The organism is Streptomyces litmocidini (genome assembly GCF_014649755.1).
Lineage (GTDB): Bacteria > Actinomycetota > Actinomycetes > Streptomycetales > Streptomycetaceae > Streptomyces > Streptomyces litmocidini.
On record NZ_BMTQ01000024.1, the window covers coordinates 1 to 15638 of the forward strand.

Annotated in this window: 14 protein-coding genes; 10 read left to right on the top strand and 4 right to left on the bottom strand. The window is 74.8% G+C overall.

Annotated elements, in window-relative coordinates; genetic code table 11:
- Positions 1 to 197: 197 nt before the first annotated feature.
- Positions 198 to 878 carry a ScbR family autoregulator-binding transcription factor gene (locus tag IE180_RS33085; RefSeq protein WP_190160641.1) on the bottom strand — a complete coding sequence of 227 codons (681 nt, stop codon included), beginning with the start codon at positions 876 to 878 and terminating at the stop codon, positions 198 to 200.
- A gap of 128 nt (positions 879 to 1006) precedes the next feature.
- On the opposite strand from IE180_RS33085, the gene IE180_RS33090 reads away from it, so the two are divergent.
- The 3 genes from IE180_RS33090 (at position 1007) to IE180_RS33100 (ending at position 3765) form a co-directional block, all read left to right on the top strand.
- Positions 1007 to 1960: a ScbA/BarX family gamma-butyrolactone biosynthesis protein gene (locus tag IE180_RS33090; RefSeq protein WP_190160642.1), complete on the top strand. Its 954-nt coding sequence runs from the start codon at positions 1007 to 1009 to the stop codon at positions 1958 to 1960.
- A gap of 15 nt (positions 1961 to 1975) precedes the next feature.
- Positions 1976 to 2923, top strand: a complete 948-nt coding sequence (locus tag IE180_RS33095) for an NAD-dependent epimerase/dehydratase family protein (RefSeq protein WP_190160643.1) — start codon at positions 1976 to 1978, stop codon at positions 2921 to 2923.
- 77 nt (positions 2924 to 3000) lie between these two features.
- On the top strand, positions 3001 to 3765 hold the full coding sequence (locus IE180_RS33100; RefSeq protein WP_190160644.1) for a glucose 1-dehydrogenase: 765 nt from the start codon (positions 3001 to 3003) through the stop codon (positions 3763 to 3765).
- 38 nt (positions 3766 to 3803) lie between these two features.
- On the opposite strand, the gene IE180_RS33105 is transcribed toward IE180_RS33100, so the two are convergent.
- On the bottom strand, positions 3804 to 4454 hold the full coding sequence (locus IE180_RS33105; RefSeq protein ID WP_190160645.1) for a ScbR family autoregulator-binding transcription factor: 651 nt from the start codon (positions 4452 to 4454) through the stop codon (positions 3804 to 3806).
- Positions 4455 to 4697: 243 nt separating this feature from the next.
- Entirely contained in the window at positions 4698 to 5186 is a 489-nt protein-coding gene (locus tag IE180_RS33110) for a hypothetical protein (RefSeq protein WP_190160646.1), read from the bottom strand.
- Positions 5187 to 5540: 354 nt separating this feature from the next.
- Here IE180_RS33110 and IE180_RS37280 point away from each other — a divergent pair, with 354 nt between their 5' ends.
- The 7 genes from IE180_RS37280 to IE180_RS33150 all read left to right on the top strand — a co-directional run bounded on the left by IE180_RS37280 (position 5541) and on the right by IE180_RS33150 (position 14987).
- Entirely contained in the window at positions 5541 to 7085 is a 1545-nt protein-coding gene (locus IE180_RS37280) for a vanadium-dependent haloperoxidase (protein ID WP_190160647.1), read from the top strand.
- Positions 7086 to 7248: 163 nt separating this feature from the next.
- Entirely contained in the window at positions 7249 to 7788 is a 540-nt protein-coding gene (locus IE180_RS33120; RefSeq protein ID WP_190160648.1) for an HPP family protein, read from the top strand.
- Positions 7789 to 7829: 41 nt separating this feature from the next.
- A complete protein-coding gene (locus IE180_RS33125; protein WP_190160649.1) occupies positions 7830 to 8735 on the top strand; it encodes a sulfurtransferase in 906 nt (301 codons plus the stop codon).
- A complete protein-coding gene (locus IE180_RS33130) occupies positions 8728 to 9144 on the top strand; it encodes a cupin domain-containing protein (protein WP_190160650.1) in 417 nt (138 codons plus the stop codon). Before IE180_RS33125 ends, IE180_RS33130 begins: the two co-directional genes overlap by 8 nt.
- Before the next feature lie 178 nt (positions 9145 to 9322).
- Complete coding sequence (locus IE180_RS33135; protein WP_190160651.1) at positions 9323 to 9796, top strand: cobalamin B12-binding domain-containing protein; 474 nt, start codon at positions 9323 to 9325, stop codon at positions 9794 to 9796.
- On the top strand, positions 9793 to 13116 hold the full coding sequence (locus IE180_RS36920; RefSeq protein ID WP_229861160.1) for an FAD/NAD(P)-binding protein: 3324 nt from the start codon (positions 9793 to 9795) through the stop codon (positions 13114 to 13116). Before IE180_RS33135 ends, IE180_RS36920 begins: the two co-directional genes overlap by 4 nt.
- On the top strand, positions 13113 to 14987 hold the full coding sequence (locus IE180_RS33150; protein ID WP_190160652.1) for an acetate--CoA ligase: 1875 nt from the start codon (positions 13113 to 13115) through the stop codon (positions 14985 to 14987). The genes IE180_RS36920 and IE180_RS33150 overlap by 4 nt, the downstream gene beginning before the upstream one ends.
- Here IE180_RS33150 and IE180_RS33155 read toward each other — a convergent pair.
- Positions 14977 to 15555, bottom strand: coding sequence for a TetR/AcrR family transcriptional regulator (locus IE180_RS33155; RefSeq protein WP_190160653.1), 579 nt, complete (start codon positions 15553 to 15555; stop codon positions 14977 to 14979). The two genes, IE180_RS33150 and IE180_RS33155, sit on opposite strands and share 11 nt — an antisense overlap.
- Between the last annotated feature and the right edge of the window lie 83 nt (positions 15556 to 15638).

Sequence of the window (15638 nt, forward strand, 5' to 3'; positions counted from 1 at the left end):
AGGGCACGCACCGACTCCCGGAGCATGTCGTGCTCCTCCGAGGGCCGATAGAGGTCGAAGTCCTTACCCATGATGGAGCTCCCCTAGACGCTTTTGGCACTGAGTACCCTCAGCAAAACACACTCAGTGCCATGACGCCAGAGCGCCCCGACGCTGTTCTGCGTCGGGGCGCTCTGAAAACCGGCGAGTCGGTTTTGTTAATCGTCCGTTTCCGTGAAGTTCGCCTGCTCCCTGCGGCGCCGGTTCGCGTCGTATTCGGCGCCGAGCTTCCGGCCGTACTCCTCGGTCAGGCCGAGGCCGGTCAGCAGCGCCGGCGTGCAGATGCTCGGCATGAAGTGCTGGAGCAGGACCGAGACGCGATGGATCAGATCTTTACGATCGCACAGGATCTGGGACATCGCCTGGACCCCGGAGAAGGCGCCCGAGAAGAGCGAGGCCGTGTCCGTCACGTCGACGTGGACGAGCAGCTCGCCGCGCGCCTTCGAGACCATGAGGATCTCCGACACCTGGTCGATCCACGCCCGGAAGGGGGCGACCCGGTCCACGCCGACGGCTCCGCTGTCCAGGGCCAGGGCGACGCTCGCCCGCACGAGCGCGTCGCGCTGCAGCCGGTGGGCGAGCAGGAAGGCCTGGTCCGCGAGTTCCTGGAGCTTGATCGCCTGCGGGGGCAGCGGGACGTCGAGCATCTGGGCGTCGAGCACGCCGAGGGCGAGGTCTTCCTTGGAAGCAAAGTGGAAATAGAGGGCTCCCTTGGTCACCCCCGCGCGAACCAGGATCTCCCCGATGGTCGTGCGCTCGTAGCCCCGTTCGGCGAAGACGGCCGCGGCCGACTGCAGGATCGCCTGCCGGGTCTTGATTGCACGCGCTTGCTGCGCCAAGGCGCCTCCCGCTGTGTCGCTGTCTGTGCCCGTGGTGTGACATGAAGCATTGAAAAGAAAACCGGGCTGTACGTATTCTAGGTCGGGCGGGTACGCCGCCCAGGGGCGCGGGGATGCTAGGGGGATCCATGGATCAGAACTTTCGAGACGCGACATCGACATGCGTCCCCGGGGAGTTCGTTCACCGAGCGGATCCCGCGGACATCATCCCCACGGGGTGGACCCAGTTGGCGGAGAACCGGTTCTCCGTCTCCGCTCGCTGGCCTGCCGCGCATCCCTTCTTCTCTCCGGTGGCAGGGGACCGGCACGACCCCGTACTGGTGGCCGAGACGATACGCCAGACCACCATGCTCGTCGCTCATGCCGAATTCGGGGTACCCGTCGAGGACCAGTTCGTCATGTGGGGCCTCCACTACACCGCGGACGCCGACGCGCTCGCCGTGGACGGCCTCTCCTCGGACGTCACCGTCGACGTCGTCTGCTCCGACCTCGACAGCCGCCGCGGCGGCCTCCGCAACCTGCGCACCACCATGGTGCTCACCAGGGACGGCCGGCACCTCGCCACGGGCGGCGCCGCGGCCCGCTGCACCTCGGCCCTGGCGTACCGCCGGGTCCGCGGCGAGCGGATGGCCGCCCTCGGCCGGCCGGTTCCGCTGATCCCGGGCGTCCCCCCGCGGCTGGTCGGCCGCGAGCACGCCAAGGACGTCGTCCTCGGCCCGGGCACCCGCCCCGGTCAGTGGCAGCTGCGGATCAACACCCAGCACCCCACCCTCTTCCGGCGGCCGAACGACCACATACCGGGAATGGTGCTCCTCGAAGCCGCCCGGCAGGCGGCGACGCTGACGCTCGGCGGCGGCGCGTACCTGCCGACCGCCATGGACGTCTCCTTCTCGCGGTACGCCGAACTCGACAGCCCGTGCTGGATCGAGACCGAGAGCCTGCCCGGCACCGCCCCCGGCACGGAGACCGTGCGGGTGACCGGTCTGCAGGACGGCCGACCCGTCTTCCTCTCCACGCTCACCTCCCCGTCCCGGGACCTGACGGTGGCCGGAGCCGGCCTCGGCAGCTGCCTGGCGGGCTGAAACGGACCGGGAACCATGGGGCTTCGCACACTGATCACCGGCGCGACCGGATTCATCGGCGGCCGGGTGGCGGCGACGGCCGCGGCATCGGCGGAACCGGCGCACGTACGGCTGCTCGCCCGCCGCCCGCTCGCCCCGCCGTCCGGGCCGGGGGACGAGGGGGTCGAGGTCGTCACCGGCGACCTCCGTGACCCGGACTCCCTGCGCCGCGCCTGCGAGGGCATCGACGTGGTGATCCACTGCGCCTCGGCGATCGGGGCGACGGAGGACGTCGCCCGTGCCGTCAACGACGAGGGCACCCGTGCCCTGGTCGACGCCGCCGTGCGCGCCGGGGTGACCAGGATCGTCTCCCTGAGCACGGCCTCCGTCCACGGCCGCGGCCCGTTCCGGGCGGCGGGCCCCGGCACGCTTCCGCTCGCCCCGGGGTCGGCGACCAGCCGCACCCGGGCGGCGGGGGAGCGGCACGTCCTGGACGCGGGCGGAACCGTCCTGCGCCCCCACCTCGTGTACGGCACGGGCGACCGGCAGCTGATGCCCGGCCTGGTCCGGCTGCTCGCCGCCCTGCCGGGCCCGCTCGACGGGGGCTCCTCGCTGCACTCCCTGATCGACGTGGACAGCCTGGCGCGGGCCCTGCTCGGCGCGGCGCTCTCCCCGCGGACGCGGCCGGGCCCCCACTACGTCAACCACCCGGAGCCGGTTCCGGTGACGGACCTGCTCGCGGTCGCCGAGACGCTCGTCGACGGGGGGAGCGGGACCCGGGGGCCGGCGGTGGACATCGCCGAGGCCCGGACGCTGCTCGCGGACCTCCCCTTCGCGCAGCACCACCTCGCCATGCTCGCCACCGACCACTGGTTCGAGGACGACCGCCCCTGGCGGGAGTGGGGCCAGGACCCGGGGCCGGGTTTCACCGCGACGATCGCGGACCACATGCCGTGGTACCGGGACCTCCTCGGCCGCTCCTGAGCCGGCTTCCAGGGCGGAGCCGTCCCCGAACGCGTTCGGGCGGACCCGTCCCCGCACAGAAAGAAGGCACCACCGACATGTCCGCGCTGGCGGGGAAGACCGCGATCGTCACCGGGGCGAGCCGCGGCATCGGAAGAGGCATCGCGGAGCGGCTGGCCGGGGACGGCGCCCTGGTGGCCGTGCACTACGGCCACAGCGAGGCGGCCGCCCACGAGACGGTGAGGGCCGTCGAGGAGGCGGGCGGCCGTGCCTTCGCGTTCCGCGCGGACCTGGAGGCGCCGGACGCCGTGGACGCGTTCTACACCGCCCTGGACGCGGGGCTCGCGGAGCGGGGCGCCGGTCCGGAGTTCGACATCCTCGTCAACAACGCGGCGGCGAGCGGCTCGGGCCGGATCCACGAGCTGACCGCCGAGGTCTTCGACCGGCTCTTCGCGATCAACGTCAAGGCCCCGCTCTTCCTCGTCCAGCGGGGCCTCGGCCTCATGCGCGACGGGGGCAGGATCGTCAACATCTCCTCGGCCGCGACGAAGCGCGCCTTCCCCGAATCCGTCACGTACGTGATGACCAAGGGGGCCGTCGACACGATGACCCCGGCCCTCGCCAAGGAGCTGGCGCCCCGGGGGATCACGGTGAACTCCGTGGCCCCCGGCTATGTCGCGACGGACATGAACGCGCACCGCCGCGCGACGCCGGAGGCGAGTGCCGCCCTCGCGGCCCACTCGGTGCTCAACCGGCTCGGCACGCCGGCCGACATCGCGGACGTGGTCGGCTTCCTCGTCTCCGACGACGCGCGCTGGATCACGGGCCAGTGCGTGGACGTGTCGGGCGGCTACAAGCTCTGACCGCCGCTCGCGCGCGGCCCCCGTGGCGGACCGGACGCTCAGCCGACGGGCACGCGGGCGTCGCCGGTCGCGGCCGGGCTCCCCGCGGGGTCGAGTCCGGCGAGCGACTCGGGGGTGGCCAGCATCGGCAGCAGCGTGCGCCACAGGCCCGTGACGGTCCGGGGGGAGAGCCATTCGCCGTTGTCGCGCCAGAGGGTCTCCAGGCCGATCGTCGAGGCCACGACGGTGCGGGCGAGGTCCTGACGGCCTCCGGCGTCGACGGCGAGCAGGCCCTCGTCGGCCGCTTCCGCGAGCCGCTGCTGCACACAGCTGTGCCACTCCTGGCGCAGGCTGAGCTCCGTACGGGAGTCGTCGGCGCAGCTGAGCCGGAAGCCGGCGCGGACGACGACGTCCTCGCGGAGCAGCCGGGCCAGGGCGTGCGTGGTGTCGGCGAGGTTCTGCAGGGCGTTCGACCGCCGGCCGTACACGATCCGGGCGGTCCGGCGCAGGGTGGCGCAGGCCTCCTGCTCGACGGCTTCGGCGACCGCGGCCTTGTTCTCGAAGTGGAAGTGGAGGGCTCCGGGGCTCACGCCCGCTCTCGCGCTGATCGCGGAGAGCGTGGCCAGGGCGTAGCCGTACCGGTCGAATTCCTCGGCCGCAGACCTGATCAGTGCGTCGCGTGTCCGTGTGGCCCGCTCCTGTTTGGTCACCGAGGGCTCCCGTAGTTGTAAACCGACTGCTCGGTATTGTACGAACCAGGGGATGTCTTCCAGGTGCTTCGGCGCGTAAACCCTCCTTTGGGGTGAAGCGGAGGGGAAATCTCTGAGGGGGAGGGAGCGGGGAGGGGCGGAGGGCGCGGGGGTCGGGCCGAGGAGGGGCGCGAGGACCGGGCGAACGGGATGCGCGGCCTGCCGGGCCGGTGCGGCACGGCGTCACCGGCGCCACCGCCGTCCCTACCGGTGGCCGCCGGTGCGCCCCGGGCGGGTCAGCACCACCACCGCGCCCGCGAGCAGCACCACGTTCTTGACGACGAACTCGCCGACCAGCGTGAGCAGCAGCGGGTTGGAGTGGGCGAAGGCGACCGACGGGGTGAGGACGAGCACCGCGAAGGTGCCGCAGAGGTGGGCGGTGAGCACCGGGAGCGCGGCGGCGCGGGCGCGGCCCGACACCAGCCAGAGGCCGAGGGCCACTTCGGCCCAGCCGAGCGCGGGCACGAACCAGCTCCCGGCGGGGAAGGGCAGGACGGCGACGACGAGCGCGGCCGCCGGGCTCAGCCCGATGACCTTGAGGACGCCGAACCAGACGAACACCCCGCCGAGGCCGGCCCGGAGCATCCCCAGGCCGTACCGGTGCAGCCGTGGCGCGAGCCGGTCGAAGGCGCCGGCGTGCGGCGGCGGGACGACGGCGGTGACGGAAGGGGTCAGTTCGGAGGAAACGGTCATGCGCGGGCATCTCCAACACGGGTCGACGCGGGGCCGGGCGGGCCGGACGGGGCGGATCGGAGCCGGACGGGGGCGGAGCCGGGCGGGGACCGCTCGGATCACGCCGAAATCGCGGCCGGAGGGCGGACGCCGTGGGCTCACGCTAGCGACGTCCCGAGGACCCCCGCGATGCCCATCGCTTCCTTGCATGCCCGCGATGGAAGAAGTCGATCGGCCGTTGCCGGACGCGATCAATTCTCGCCAGCCTGAGGACTGTTCGAGTTTGTGTTTGATCCCGGGTGACGTCGGCCGTGGGTGACCCACAGGCCCGGACCGAGTCCGTCCGCTCCCGGCCGCATGCGAAGGAAACCCCGGATGACCCACCGACCCACCGCCCCCACCACGACCGCCGCGGCCCGCACCCCGCTCACCCGGCGCCGGGTGCTCACCACCTCCGCCGCCGCGGCCGGGGCACTCGCCCTGTCCGGCACCGCCGCCCGGGCCGTCCCCACCAGCTTCGAGGCCGAGACCCGCACCGGCCGCCGCGCCCCCGGCGCCGTGGCCGACCCCAGCGTCGTCGTCCGCTGGAACCAGGCCGCGATGGACGCGATCCTCGGCCGCTACCACGCCGCCGGCAACCGCTTCGGCCCCGCCACCGTGAACGCCCGCGCCCTCGCGATCGTCCACAACGCCATCTACGACGCCTGGGCCTGCTACGACCCCCACGCCGTCGGCACCCGCTTCGGCGGCTCCCTGCGCCGCCCCCGCGCCGAACGCACCCTCGACAACAAGAACGAGGCCATCGGCTACGCGGCCCACCTCGCCCTGCTCGACCTGTACCCCGAGTACAAGGTCGCCATCGACTCCATGCTGCGCAGCCTCGGCGGCGACCCCGAGCTCACGGACCCCCGCCCGTACAGCCCCGCCTGGATCGGGCTGCGCACCGCCCGCGCCGTCCTGGAGTACCGGCACGCCGACGGCGCCAACCAGCTCGGCACCCCCGCGTACGGCGACACCACCGGCTACCAGCCGCGCAACGGCCCGCAGACCGCGGGGGCCTTCGACCCGGCCGCGATCACGGACCCGGCGCACTGGACCCCGCTGATCGTGAACGGCAGGACGCAGAAGTACCTCACCCCGCAGTTCGCGGTCACGCGGCCCTTCGCCCTGAGCAGCCCCGACCAGTTCACGGTGCCCGCCCCGCCCGCGTACCCCTCCGTCCGCATTACCGCGGCCATCGAGGAACTCCTCGACATCAGCGCGAACCTGACGGACGAGCACAAGGCGATAGCCGAGTTCTGGCTCAACGACGACGTCACCCCGCCCGGCGCGCAGCAGATGTGGGGACGGTACGTCTCCGCCCGCGACGGCCACGGCGTCGACGAGGACGCCCGGCTGTTCTTCGGCCTCAACATGGCGGAGTGCGACGCCGCCATCGCCTCCTGGGCCGTGAAGCGCTCGTACGACTTCGCCCGCCCCTCCACCCTCGTCCCCTACGACCGGCGGGGGCAGCAGATCCGCGCCTGGGGCGGTCCCGGGCAGGGCACCGTCACCATGGACGGCGTGAACTGGCAGGCTTACGTGGCCGTTCCGCCCTTCCCGGCCACCGTCTCCGGACACAGCACCTTCTCCGGAGCCGCCGCCGAGTTCCTCCGCCGCTTCACCGGCTCGGACTCCTTCGGCGACTCGTACCGCTTCGAGGCCGGCGCCTCCACCGTCGAACCGGGCCTCACCCCGCGCACCGACGTCGTCCTGCACTGGGCCACCTTCAGCGAGGCCGCCCACCAGGCCGGCGTCTCCCGCGTGTACGGCGGCATGCACTGGAGCTTCGACAACGAGCCCGGCATCGAGATGGGCCACCGCATCGGCAAGGTCGTCCACCGCCAGGCGATGCGCTACTTCACCGGCTCCCACCGCTGAGCCGTCCCCACCGCCGAGCCGCTCCCACCACCGCGCCGCGCCGCTCCCACCACCGCGCCGCGCCCCCCGCCGAGCCGCTCCCACCACCGTTCCGCCCCGGTCGCCGGCCCCTTTCCCGCCACCGGTCCGCCCCGCCGCCCGCCCGTCGCACGAGGAGTACACCGTGAGCAACCAGACCCAGACCCCCGCGGGTCCGGCGGCCCCGCCCGCCCGGAGCCGATGGGCGGGCGGATCCCCGCCCTTCCCCGGCCCCCGGCCCGCCGCGCTCGGCAGCCTCGCCACCGTCGCCTCGCTGCTGATCCTCGTGGCGCTCGGCGAGACCACCGGCCACCTCCTGATGATCGCCCCCCTCGCCGCCACCGCGATGATCATCTGCAGCACCCCCGCACTGCCCCCGGCCCAGCCCCGCGGCGTCCTCCTCGGACAGCTCGGCTCCGGAGCCCTCGGCCTCGTCGCCGTCGCCCTGTTCGGCCACTCCCTCTGGGTCGCCGCCGTCGCCGCCGGACTCAGCGTCGGCCTGATGCTGCTGCTGCGGGCCGTCCACGCGCCCGCGGCCGCCACCGCCGTCCTCGCCGTCCTCCAGGACCCCGCACCCCTGCGCTTCCTCGTCCTGCTCGGCGTCGGCAGCGCCCTGCTCGTCCTCGTGGGCGTGCTCGCCTCCCGGCTCGGCGCGATCGGCAAGTACCCGACGTACTGGTGGTGACCCCCGGCCCCCTTCCCGCCCACACCCCCAACGGAGCGCCAGTGAACCGAGACAGACTGCTCGTCGGCTGCGAGCAGCTCATGGAACGACTGAGGAACCCCGCCACCCGGGACGAGCGCACGGTCGTCGTCGAGATCACCGACGGCGGCGGCGCACAGGGCCGGATACCCGGCTCCGTCCTCCTGGACTGGACCGGCGACCTCCAGGACCCGGTGCGCCGGGACGTCATCGGCCCCGAGGCCTTCGCCGCGCTCCTCGGCCGGCACGGCATCACCGACGGGCACACCGTCGTCTTCCTCAGCGGCAACAACAACTGGTGGGCCGCCGCCGGATACTGGCAGTTCAAGCTGTACGGCCACCGGGAGCTCCGGCTCCTCGACGGCGGCCGGGCCCGCTGGGAGGCGCTCGGCGGCCCCCTCACCCGGGACGTCCCGGAGCGCGAGCCCGTCGCCTACCCCGTACCCGCCGTCGACGAGACCGTCCGCGCCCGCCGCGAGGACATGCTCGACCACATCGGCCGCCACCAGATCCTCGACGTGCGCTCCACGGAGGAGTACCTCGGGCGGAGCAACACCCCGCCCGGCGTGCCCGAGGACCTCGGCGTGCGCTGCGGCCACGCCCTCTCCGCCGAACACGTCCCCTGGAACACCGCCGTCCACCCCGACGGCACCTTCCGCGACCGGGAGGAACTGGCCCGCGCCTACGCGGCCGTCCGCACCGACGTCCCCACCGTCCTGTACTGCCGCGTCGGCTGGCGCTCCGCGCACAGCTGGTTCGTCCTCAGCGAGCTCCTCGGGCTCCCCGACATCCGCAACTACGACGGCGCCTGGCGCGAGTTCGGTTCGCTCATCGGCGCCCCCATCGTCACCGGACCCCGGCCCTGGGGCCCCGACGGCATCCCGTCCATCGTCGCCCAGCGCGCCCCGGAGGTTCCCGCCCGTGCCTGACGTCACCGTCTTCCGCGACGTGCTCCGCAGCGGCTTCGACCAGACCGACCTGCCCTGGGTGCCCTGGACCGAACCCGGCCGCGCCGGCGTCGAGTACGTCGTCCTCTGGGGCCCCGACCCCGCCGAGGACGAGGACTCCGCCTCGCTCCTGCTGCGCTTCCCGCCCGGCGCGCACGGCGACTTCCACGAGCACCTCGGCCACGAGCTGATGCTCGTCCTCGACGGCACCCTCGACCACAGCGACGGACGCCGCTTCCACCGCGGCGACCTCGTCGTCGAGGAGCCCGGCACCCGCCACCAGATGTCCAGCGCCGAGGGCTGCACCGTCCTCGCCGTCCGCGCCCGACCCGCCGCCGCCCGCACCCCGGAGGCCGGCGAGATCACCACGGGCGTCGGCGCGGGGGCCTGACCGGCCGGAACCCCCGAGGCCACCGGGCGCTTCGCGCAGGCCCGGCGGCCTCGTTCCGTACCCGCACCCGCCCCTCGCCACCCGTACCCGCACCCGCCCCTCGCACCCGCCCCTCGCACCCGCACCCGCCCCGCCTCCCGCACCCCTCCACCCGCACCCCCTTCCGGAGAGAGACGCCATGACACCGTCCGCACGGCCTCAGTCCCTGCGCAGTCCCCAGCCCTCCCGCCGGGTCCTCCTCACCACCGGTTCCTCCGACGCCCACACCTGGAACCTGGTCCACCTCCAGCTGTTCCTGGAGGAGCACGGGCACTCCGTGCTCAACCTCGGCCCCTGCGTCCCCGAGCGACTGCTCGTCGACACCGTCCGGATGACGAGCCCCGACCTCGTCGTCCTCTCCTCCGTCAACGGCCACGGCCACCAGGACGGCCTGCGGGCCGCCCGCGCCCTGCGCGCCGACGACCGGACCCGCTCCGTCCCGATGGTCATCGGCGGGCTCCTCGGCATCTCCCCGGAGGGCGCCGCCGCCCGCACCGCCGAACTCCTCGACGCGGGATACGACGAGGTGTACGAGGACGGCACCCCGCTTACCGCGCTGCTGCGCCTGCTCGCCGGCCTCGACGGCGCGTGTACCGGGCGGGCCGCGGCTTGACCACCTCAGCCCCGACCCCGTCCCCGCCCCCGCTCGCCCCCGGCGACCTCGGCGCCTTCGTCCGGGACGCGGCCGCCGCCGGCGAACTGGTCGTCCAGCCCCGCATGGGCATGGCCGGGCCCGAGGAGATGGCCCGCGGAGTCGCCGCCGTCGCCGCCCTGCCCGAACGGACCGTCGCCACCCTCACCATCGACAGCTACACCCGCGTCGGCGACCACGCCGCCGCCACCGCCGCCCTCCGCGCCGGACACCCCCTCAACGGCTTCCCCCTGGTCAGCCACGGACCGAGGACCGGCGCGCGGGTCGCGGCGGCGGCCGGGCGCGCCGTCCCCGTCCAGGTCCGGCACGGCTCCGCCGACCCGATGGCCATCTTCCGCACCATGGCCGCCGCCGGGCTCACCGCCTCCGAGGGCGGCCCCGTCTCGTACTGCCTGCCCTACGGCCGCACCCCGCTCGCCGAATCCGTCGCCGCCTGGCGCGACTCCGTCCGGTTCCTGACGGAGGAGAGCCGGCGGCACGGCCGCCGGGCCCACCTCGAATCCTTCGGCGGCTGCCTCCTCGGCCAGCTCTGCCCGCCCTCGCTGCTCGTCGCCGTCTCGGTCCTCGAATGCCTCTTCTTCACGGCCCACGGCGCGACCAGCGTCTCCCTCAGCTACGCCCAGCAGACCCACCCCGGCCAGGACGCGGGCGCCCTCGCCGCGCTGCGGAAGCTCGCCGACGAGTTCCTGCCGCCGGCCGTCGACCGCCACCTCGTGCTCTACACGTACATGGGCGTGTACCCGAAGACCGTGCCCGGCGCCCGGCTGCTGCTCCGCCGCAGCGCCGAACTGGCCGTACGCGGCGGGGCGCAGCGCCTCATCGTGAAGACCGAGACCGAGGCGCACCGCATCCCCACCGTCCACGAGAACCTGACCGCCCTGCGGATCGCCGCCGAAGCGGCCCGCACCGCCCACGGCACCCCGGCCGGCGGGGGAGCGGACGCCGAGGAGACGTACACCGAGGCCCGCGCCCTGATCACCGCCGTCCTCGGGCTCTCCGACGACCCCGGCACCGCCCTCCTGAAGGCCTTCGACCGGGGCCTCCTCGACGTGCCGTTCTGCCTGCACCCGGACAACCGGGGCGCCGTCCGGTCCACCGTCGCGCCCGACGGGCGCCTGCGGTGGACCGACCTGGGCGCGCTGCCGCTGCTCACCACCAGCAGGAGGACCCTTCCGATGACCTCGCGACAGCTCTCCGGCGTGCTCGGCCGCGTCGCCCGCGAACACGACCGCGCGGCGGCGACCCGGCCCACCCCCGACCCGGCACCCCGTACCGCCCCGCCGCCGGCCGCCCCGCCCCTCCGGGTCGGGTTCGTCGGCATGGGTCCGCGCGGCCTGTCCGTACTGGAGCGGCTCGCCGCCCGCTGCGCCGAGGAGCCGCCCGCGCGGCCCGTGGAGGTGTTCGCGATCGATCCGTACGAGGCGGGGGCCGGTCGGATCTGGCGCACGGACCAGTCGCCCCGGTTCCTCATGAACACCCCGGCGCAGGAGGTCACCATGTTCTCCGGGCCCGCCGACGGCGGACCCCACCGGCCCGGCGCCGGGCCCACCCTCGGCGAGTGGTGGGCCGAGGACGACCCGGCGGGTGCCGAACCCGACGGGTACGCGCCCCGCGCCGTCTACGGCCGTTACCTGACGTACGTGATGGCGCGGATCGAGGAGACCCTGCCGCCCCGGCTCACCGTCCATCGGGTCCCGGCCCGGGTGGTCTGCGCGGACCGGGACCCGGCCGCCGACCGGGCGCGGGCCGGGGCCGGTCCGGACGGCGCGGCGGGTCCGGGCGGCGCGGCGGGTCCGGGCGGCGCGGCGGGTCCGGGCGGCGGTGCGGGTGCGGACGGCGGTGCGCACCGGCTGCGGCTCGACCGCGGCGACGTCCTCACCGTCGACCGGCTCGTCCTCGCCACCGGGCACCCCCTCACCGAACTCGACCCGGACCAGCGCGCCTGGCAGCGGTTCGCCCGGGAGCACAGCACCCCCGCCCGGCCCGTCCGCTACGTGGCCGGGGGCTCCGCGAGCGAGATGCCGCTCGCGGAGATCCCGGCCGGCGCGAGCGTGGGCATCCTCGGCATGGGCCTCACCTTCTACGACGTCCTCGCCGAGCTGACCCTCGGCCGCGGCGGCGGCTTCACCGAGGGCCAGGACGGACTGCTCTACCTGCCCAGCGGCAAGGAGCCCCGGATCCTGGCCGGTTCGCGCGGAGGAGTGCCGCTGCTCACCCGGGGCGCCAACCAGAAGGGCCCCGAACACCGCTACCGCGCCCGGCTCTTCACCCCCGAGCGGATGGCCGCGCTGAGGGCGGCCGGGGCGCCGCTCGACTTCGAGCGGACCGTCCTGCCCTGGCTGCTCGCCGAAGTGAACCTGGTGCTCCTCGCCACCCGGATCCGCCGGGCCCACGGCCCGGCCGCGGCCGAGGAGTTCACCGAGCGGGGCGCGGCCCTCCTCGCCGGCCGCGCCGATCCGCGCCCGCGGCTCCTGGAACGGCTCGCCGCCGACTACGGCCCCCGGGTCGACCCGCGGCCGCTCACCGGACTCGACGCGCTCGCCCGCCCGTTCGCAGGCCGGCGCTTCGGCTCCTCGGCCGAGTACCACAAGGTGCTCACCGAGTGGCTCCGCGCCGACCTGGCCGAGGCCCGCCGGGGGAACGCCGACGGTCCTCTCAAGGCCGCCGCCGACGTGCTGCGGGACGTCCGGCAGACGATCCGTACCGTGGTCGACTTCGGCGGGCTCACCCCCGACTCGCACCGCTGGTTCCTCGCGGAGTTCGGCCCCGTCGCCGCGATGGTCTCGACCGGACCTCCGCAGCTGCGCTCGGAGCAGTTCCTCGCCCTGCTCGCCGCCGGGATCCTCGAACCGGTCGGCCCCGGCGCCCGCTTCGAGGCCGATCCCGTCGAGGGCCGGTTCGCGGTGGAGTCCGCGCAGGTCGAGAACTCCTGGGCGGCGCTCGACGTCCTCGTCGACGCCCGGGTGCCGGGCACCGACCTGGCCGCGGACCGGGACCCGCTGATCCGGGGCCTGATGGTGGACGGCGAGATCCGCACCTTCACCAACGCGGCCGAGGGAGCCGGGGAGTTCGCCACCGGCGGCCTCGACTGCACCGACTCGCCGTTCCACCCGGTGCGGGCCGACGGCTCGGTGGACACCAGCACGCACGTGCTGGGGATCCCCAGCGAGCACACCCGCTGGTTCACCCAGGTCGGCAGCGGCCGGCCGGGGCCCTGGGGTTCCTTCACCCGGGACGCGGACGCGATCGCGGCGGCCCTCCTGGAAGGCGGCGCCGCGTGAGTGCCGTCCGTACGCCCGCCCACGGGGAGTACCGGGCCGCCCGCGACCTGCTGCTCCGGCTGCGCGGCGACCGCGAGGCGGCCGTCGCCGCCTTCCGGTGGCCGCGCGCCGAACACTTCAACTGGGCCCTCGACTGGTTCGACGTGATCGCCGAGGGCAACGGCCGGCCGGCCCTGGAGCTCCTCGGCCGCCCGGCCCCGGACGGCTCCGTCCCCCTCGCGGACCGGGTGTCCTTCGCCGAACTCTCCGCGCGTTCCAGCGCGTTGGCGAACGCCCTGCGGGAGCACGGGGTCGCCCGGGGCGACCGCGTCCTCGTCCTGCTCGGCAGCAGGACCGAACTCTGGGAGACCCTGCTCGGCTGCGTCAAGCTCGGCGCGGTCGTCGTCCCGGCCTACCAGGACCTGACCCGGGACGAGGCGGCCGACCGGATCACCCGCGGCCGCGTCCGGCACGTGGTCTGCGCCCCCGACCTCGTCCCGCTGCTGGACGACCTGCCGGTGCCGGGGCTGAGGATGGCGCCGGGAGCCGACGGATCCGGTGCGGAGCCCGGGACCGCGCCCGGAGCCGACGGGGCCGTTGGGGGCCCGGGGGCGTCGCGCGCCGCCGCGGGGACCCGGAGGCCGTCCGGCCCCGCCCGGCCCGGCTGGTCCCCGTACCCCGACACGCGGGGCCCCGGCCGACGGCCCTTCGTCCCGGACGGGCCCACCCGCGCCACCGATCCGTCCTTCTGCTACTTCACCTCCGGCACGACCTCCCTGCCGAAGCTCGTCGAGCACAGCCACGCCGGGTACGGCGTCGGGCACCTGTCCAGTCTGTACTGGAGCGGGCTCCGCCCCGGCGACCGGCACCTCAACCTCTCCGCGCCCGGCTGGGCCAAGCACTCCTGGTCCAGTTTCTTCGTGCCCTGGGCGGCGGAGGCGACCGTCCTCGCGCCCCCGGACGGCGGCCTCCCGCCGGCCGTCCTGCCCCGGCTCCTCGCCGACCGCGGCGTCACCAGTCTCTGCGCGCCGCCCAGCGCCTGGCGGGCGATGCTCCCGTACGTTACCGGGGGAGCGGGAGCTCCCCGGCTGCGCGAGGCGACGGCCGCCGGGGAGCCCCTGACCGCCGAGACGGTGCGGCACGTGGAGGCCGCCTGGGGAGTGCGGATACGGGACGGGTACGGCCAGACCGAGGCGACCGCCCTCATCGGCCGCGCCCCCGGCGGCCCCGAGCCGCTCGCCCCGCTGGGGCATCCGCTGCCCGGCTACCGCATCGTGCTGCGGGATCCGGAGACGGGGGAGCGGGGCGAGTCGGGAGAGGTGTGCGTGGACCTGACGGAGCGCCCGCCCGGCCTCATGCGCGGCTACGCCGACCTCCCCGGACGCACGGCGGAGGCCTTCGCCGGCGGTCTGTACGGCACGGGTGACCGGGGCGAGCGGTGCGCGGACGGCTCCATCCGGCTGCTCGGCCGGATGGACGAGGTCTTCAAGTCCCACGGCCACCGGGTCTCCCCGCCGGAGATCGAAGCGGTCCTGCGCACCCACCCGGAGGTCGCCGACGCGGCGGTGATCCCCTGCCCCGATCCGGGCGGCGGCCTGGCGCCGTACGCGGTGGTGGAGCTCCACGGGGGACTCCACGGGGTCTCCCGCGCGGGTGCGGACCGGCCGGGGCCGGCCGGCGGGGCGCTTCCCGGAGCCGTGCCGGACGGGGCGGAGCCGCCCGCCGCCCGGCACCGGCGGGTCGGCGCCGAACTCGTCGCCCTCGCCGCGGAACGGCTCGCGCCGGTCTTCGTCCCGCGCGGCGTCGACGTCGTCCCCCGCCTGCCCCGCACCCGCTCGGGCAAGGTGCGGCGCGGCGAACTGCGCCCGGGGTCCGGGGCCGTCAGGTCCTGACCGGTTCCCGGGCCGCCGCCCGCAGCAGGACCTCGGCCACGGCCCCGGCCCGTACCGCCGCCTCCGGCGTGCCCTCGCGCACGGCGGTGACGATCGCGCCGTCGCCGAGCAGGGCCAACTGGCGGGCCAGGGGCTCGTGGTCGCGGTAGCCGGCCTCGGTGAGCAGCCGGTCGAGGACCGCGATGACCTTCTCCTTGTGCTCGGCGGCCACGTGGTGCGCCGGGCTGTCGGGGTCGGCCGTCTCGACCATCGTGTTGATGAAGGCGCAGCCGCGGAACTCGGCGGCGGAGAACCGTTCCGCGAGTCCGTCGAAGAGCGCGAGCGGCAGCTCCTCGGGGGAGCGCTCGCTGGCCGCGATCCGGCCGTCGAGCCAGGCGCGCCACATGCCGTCGCGCCGCCGCAGGACCTCGACGACGACGTCGTCCTTGCTGGGGAAGTGGCGGTAGAAGGAGGCGCGGCCGACTCCGGACTCGGACAGGATCCGTTCGATCCCGACGGCCCGGATCCCCTCTTCGTAGAACAGACGCTCCGCCGCGCCGAGGAGCCGTTCTTTCGCGTTCGTGGCCATACCAGACGGTACCACTCGGTTCCGTATCAGGGATTCCGATGCGAAGGGCGGAGCCGCGCACTCCCGTTGCGCCAGACGGAACC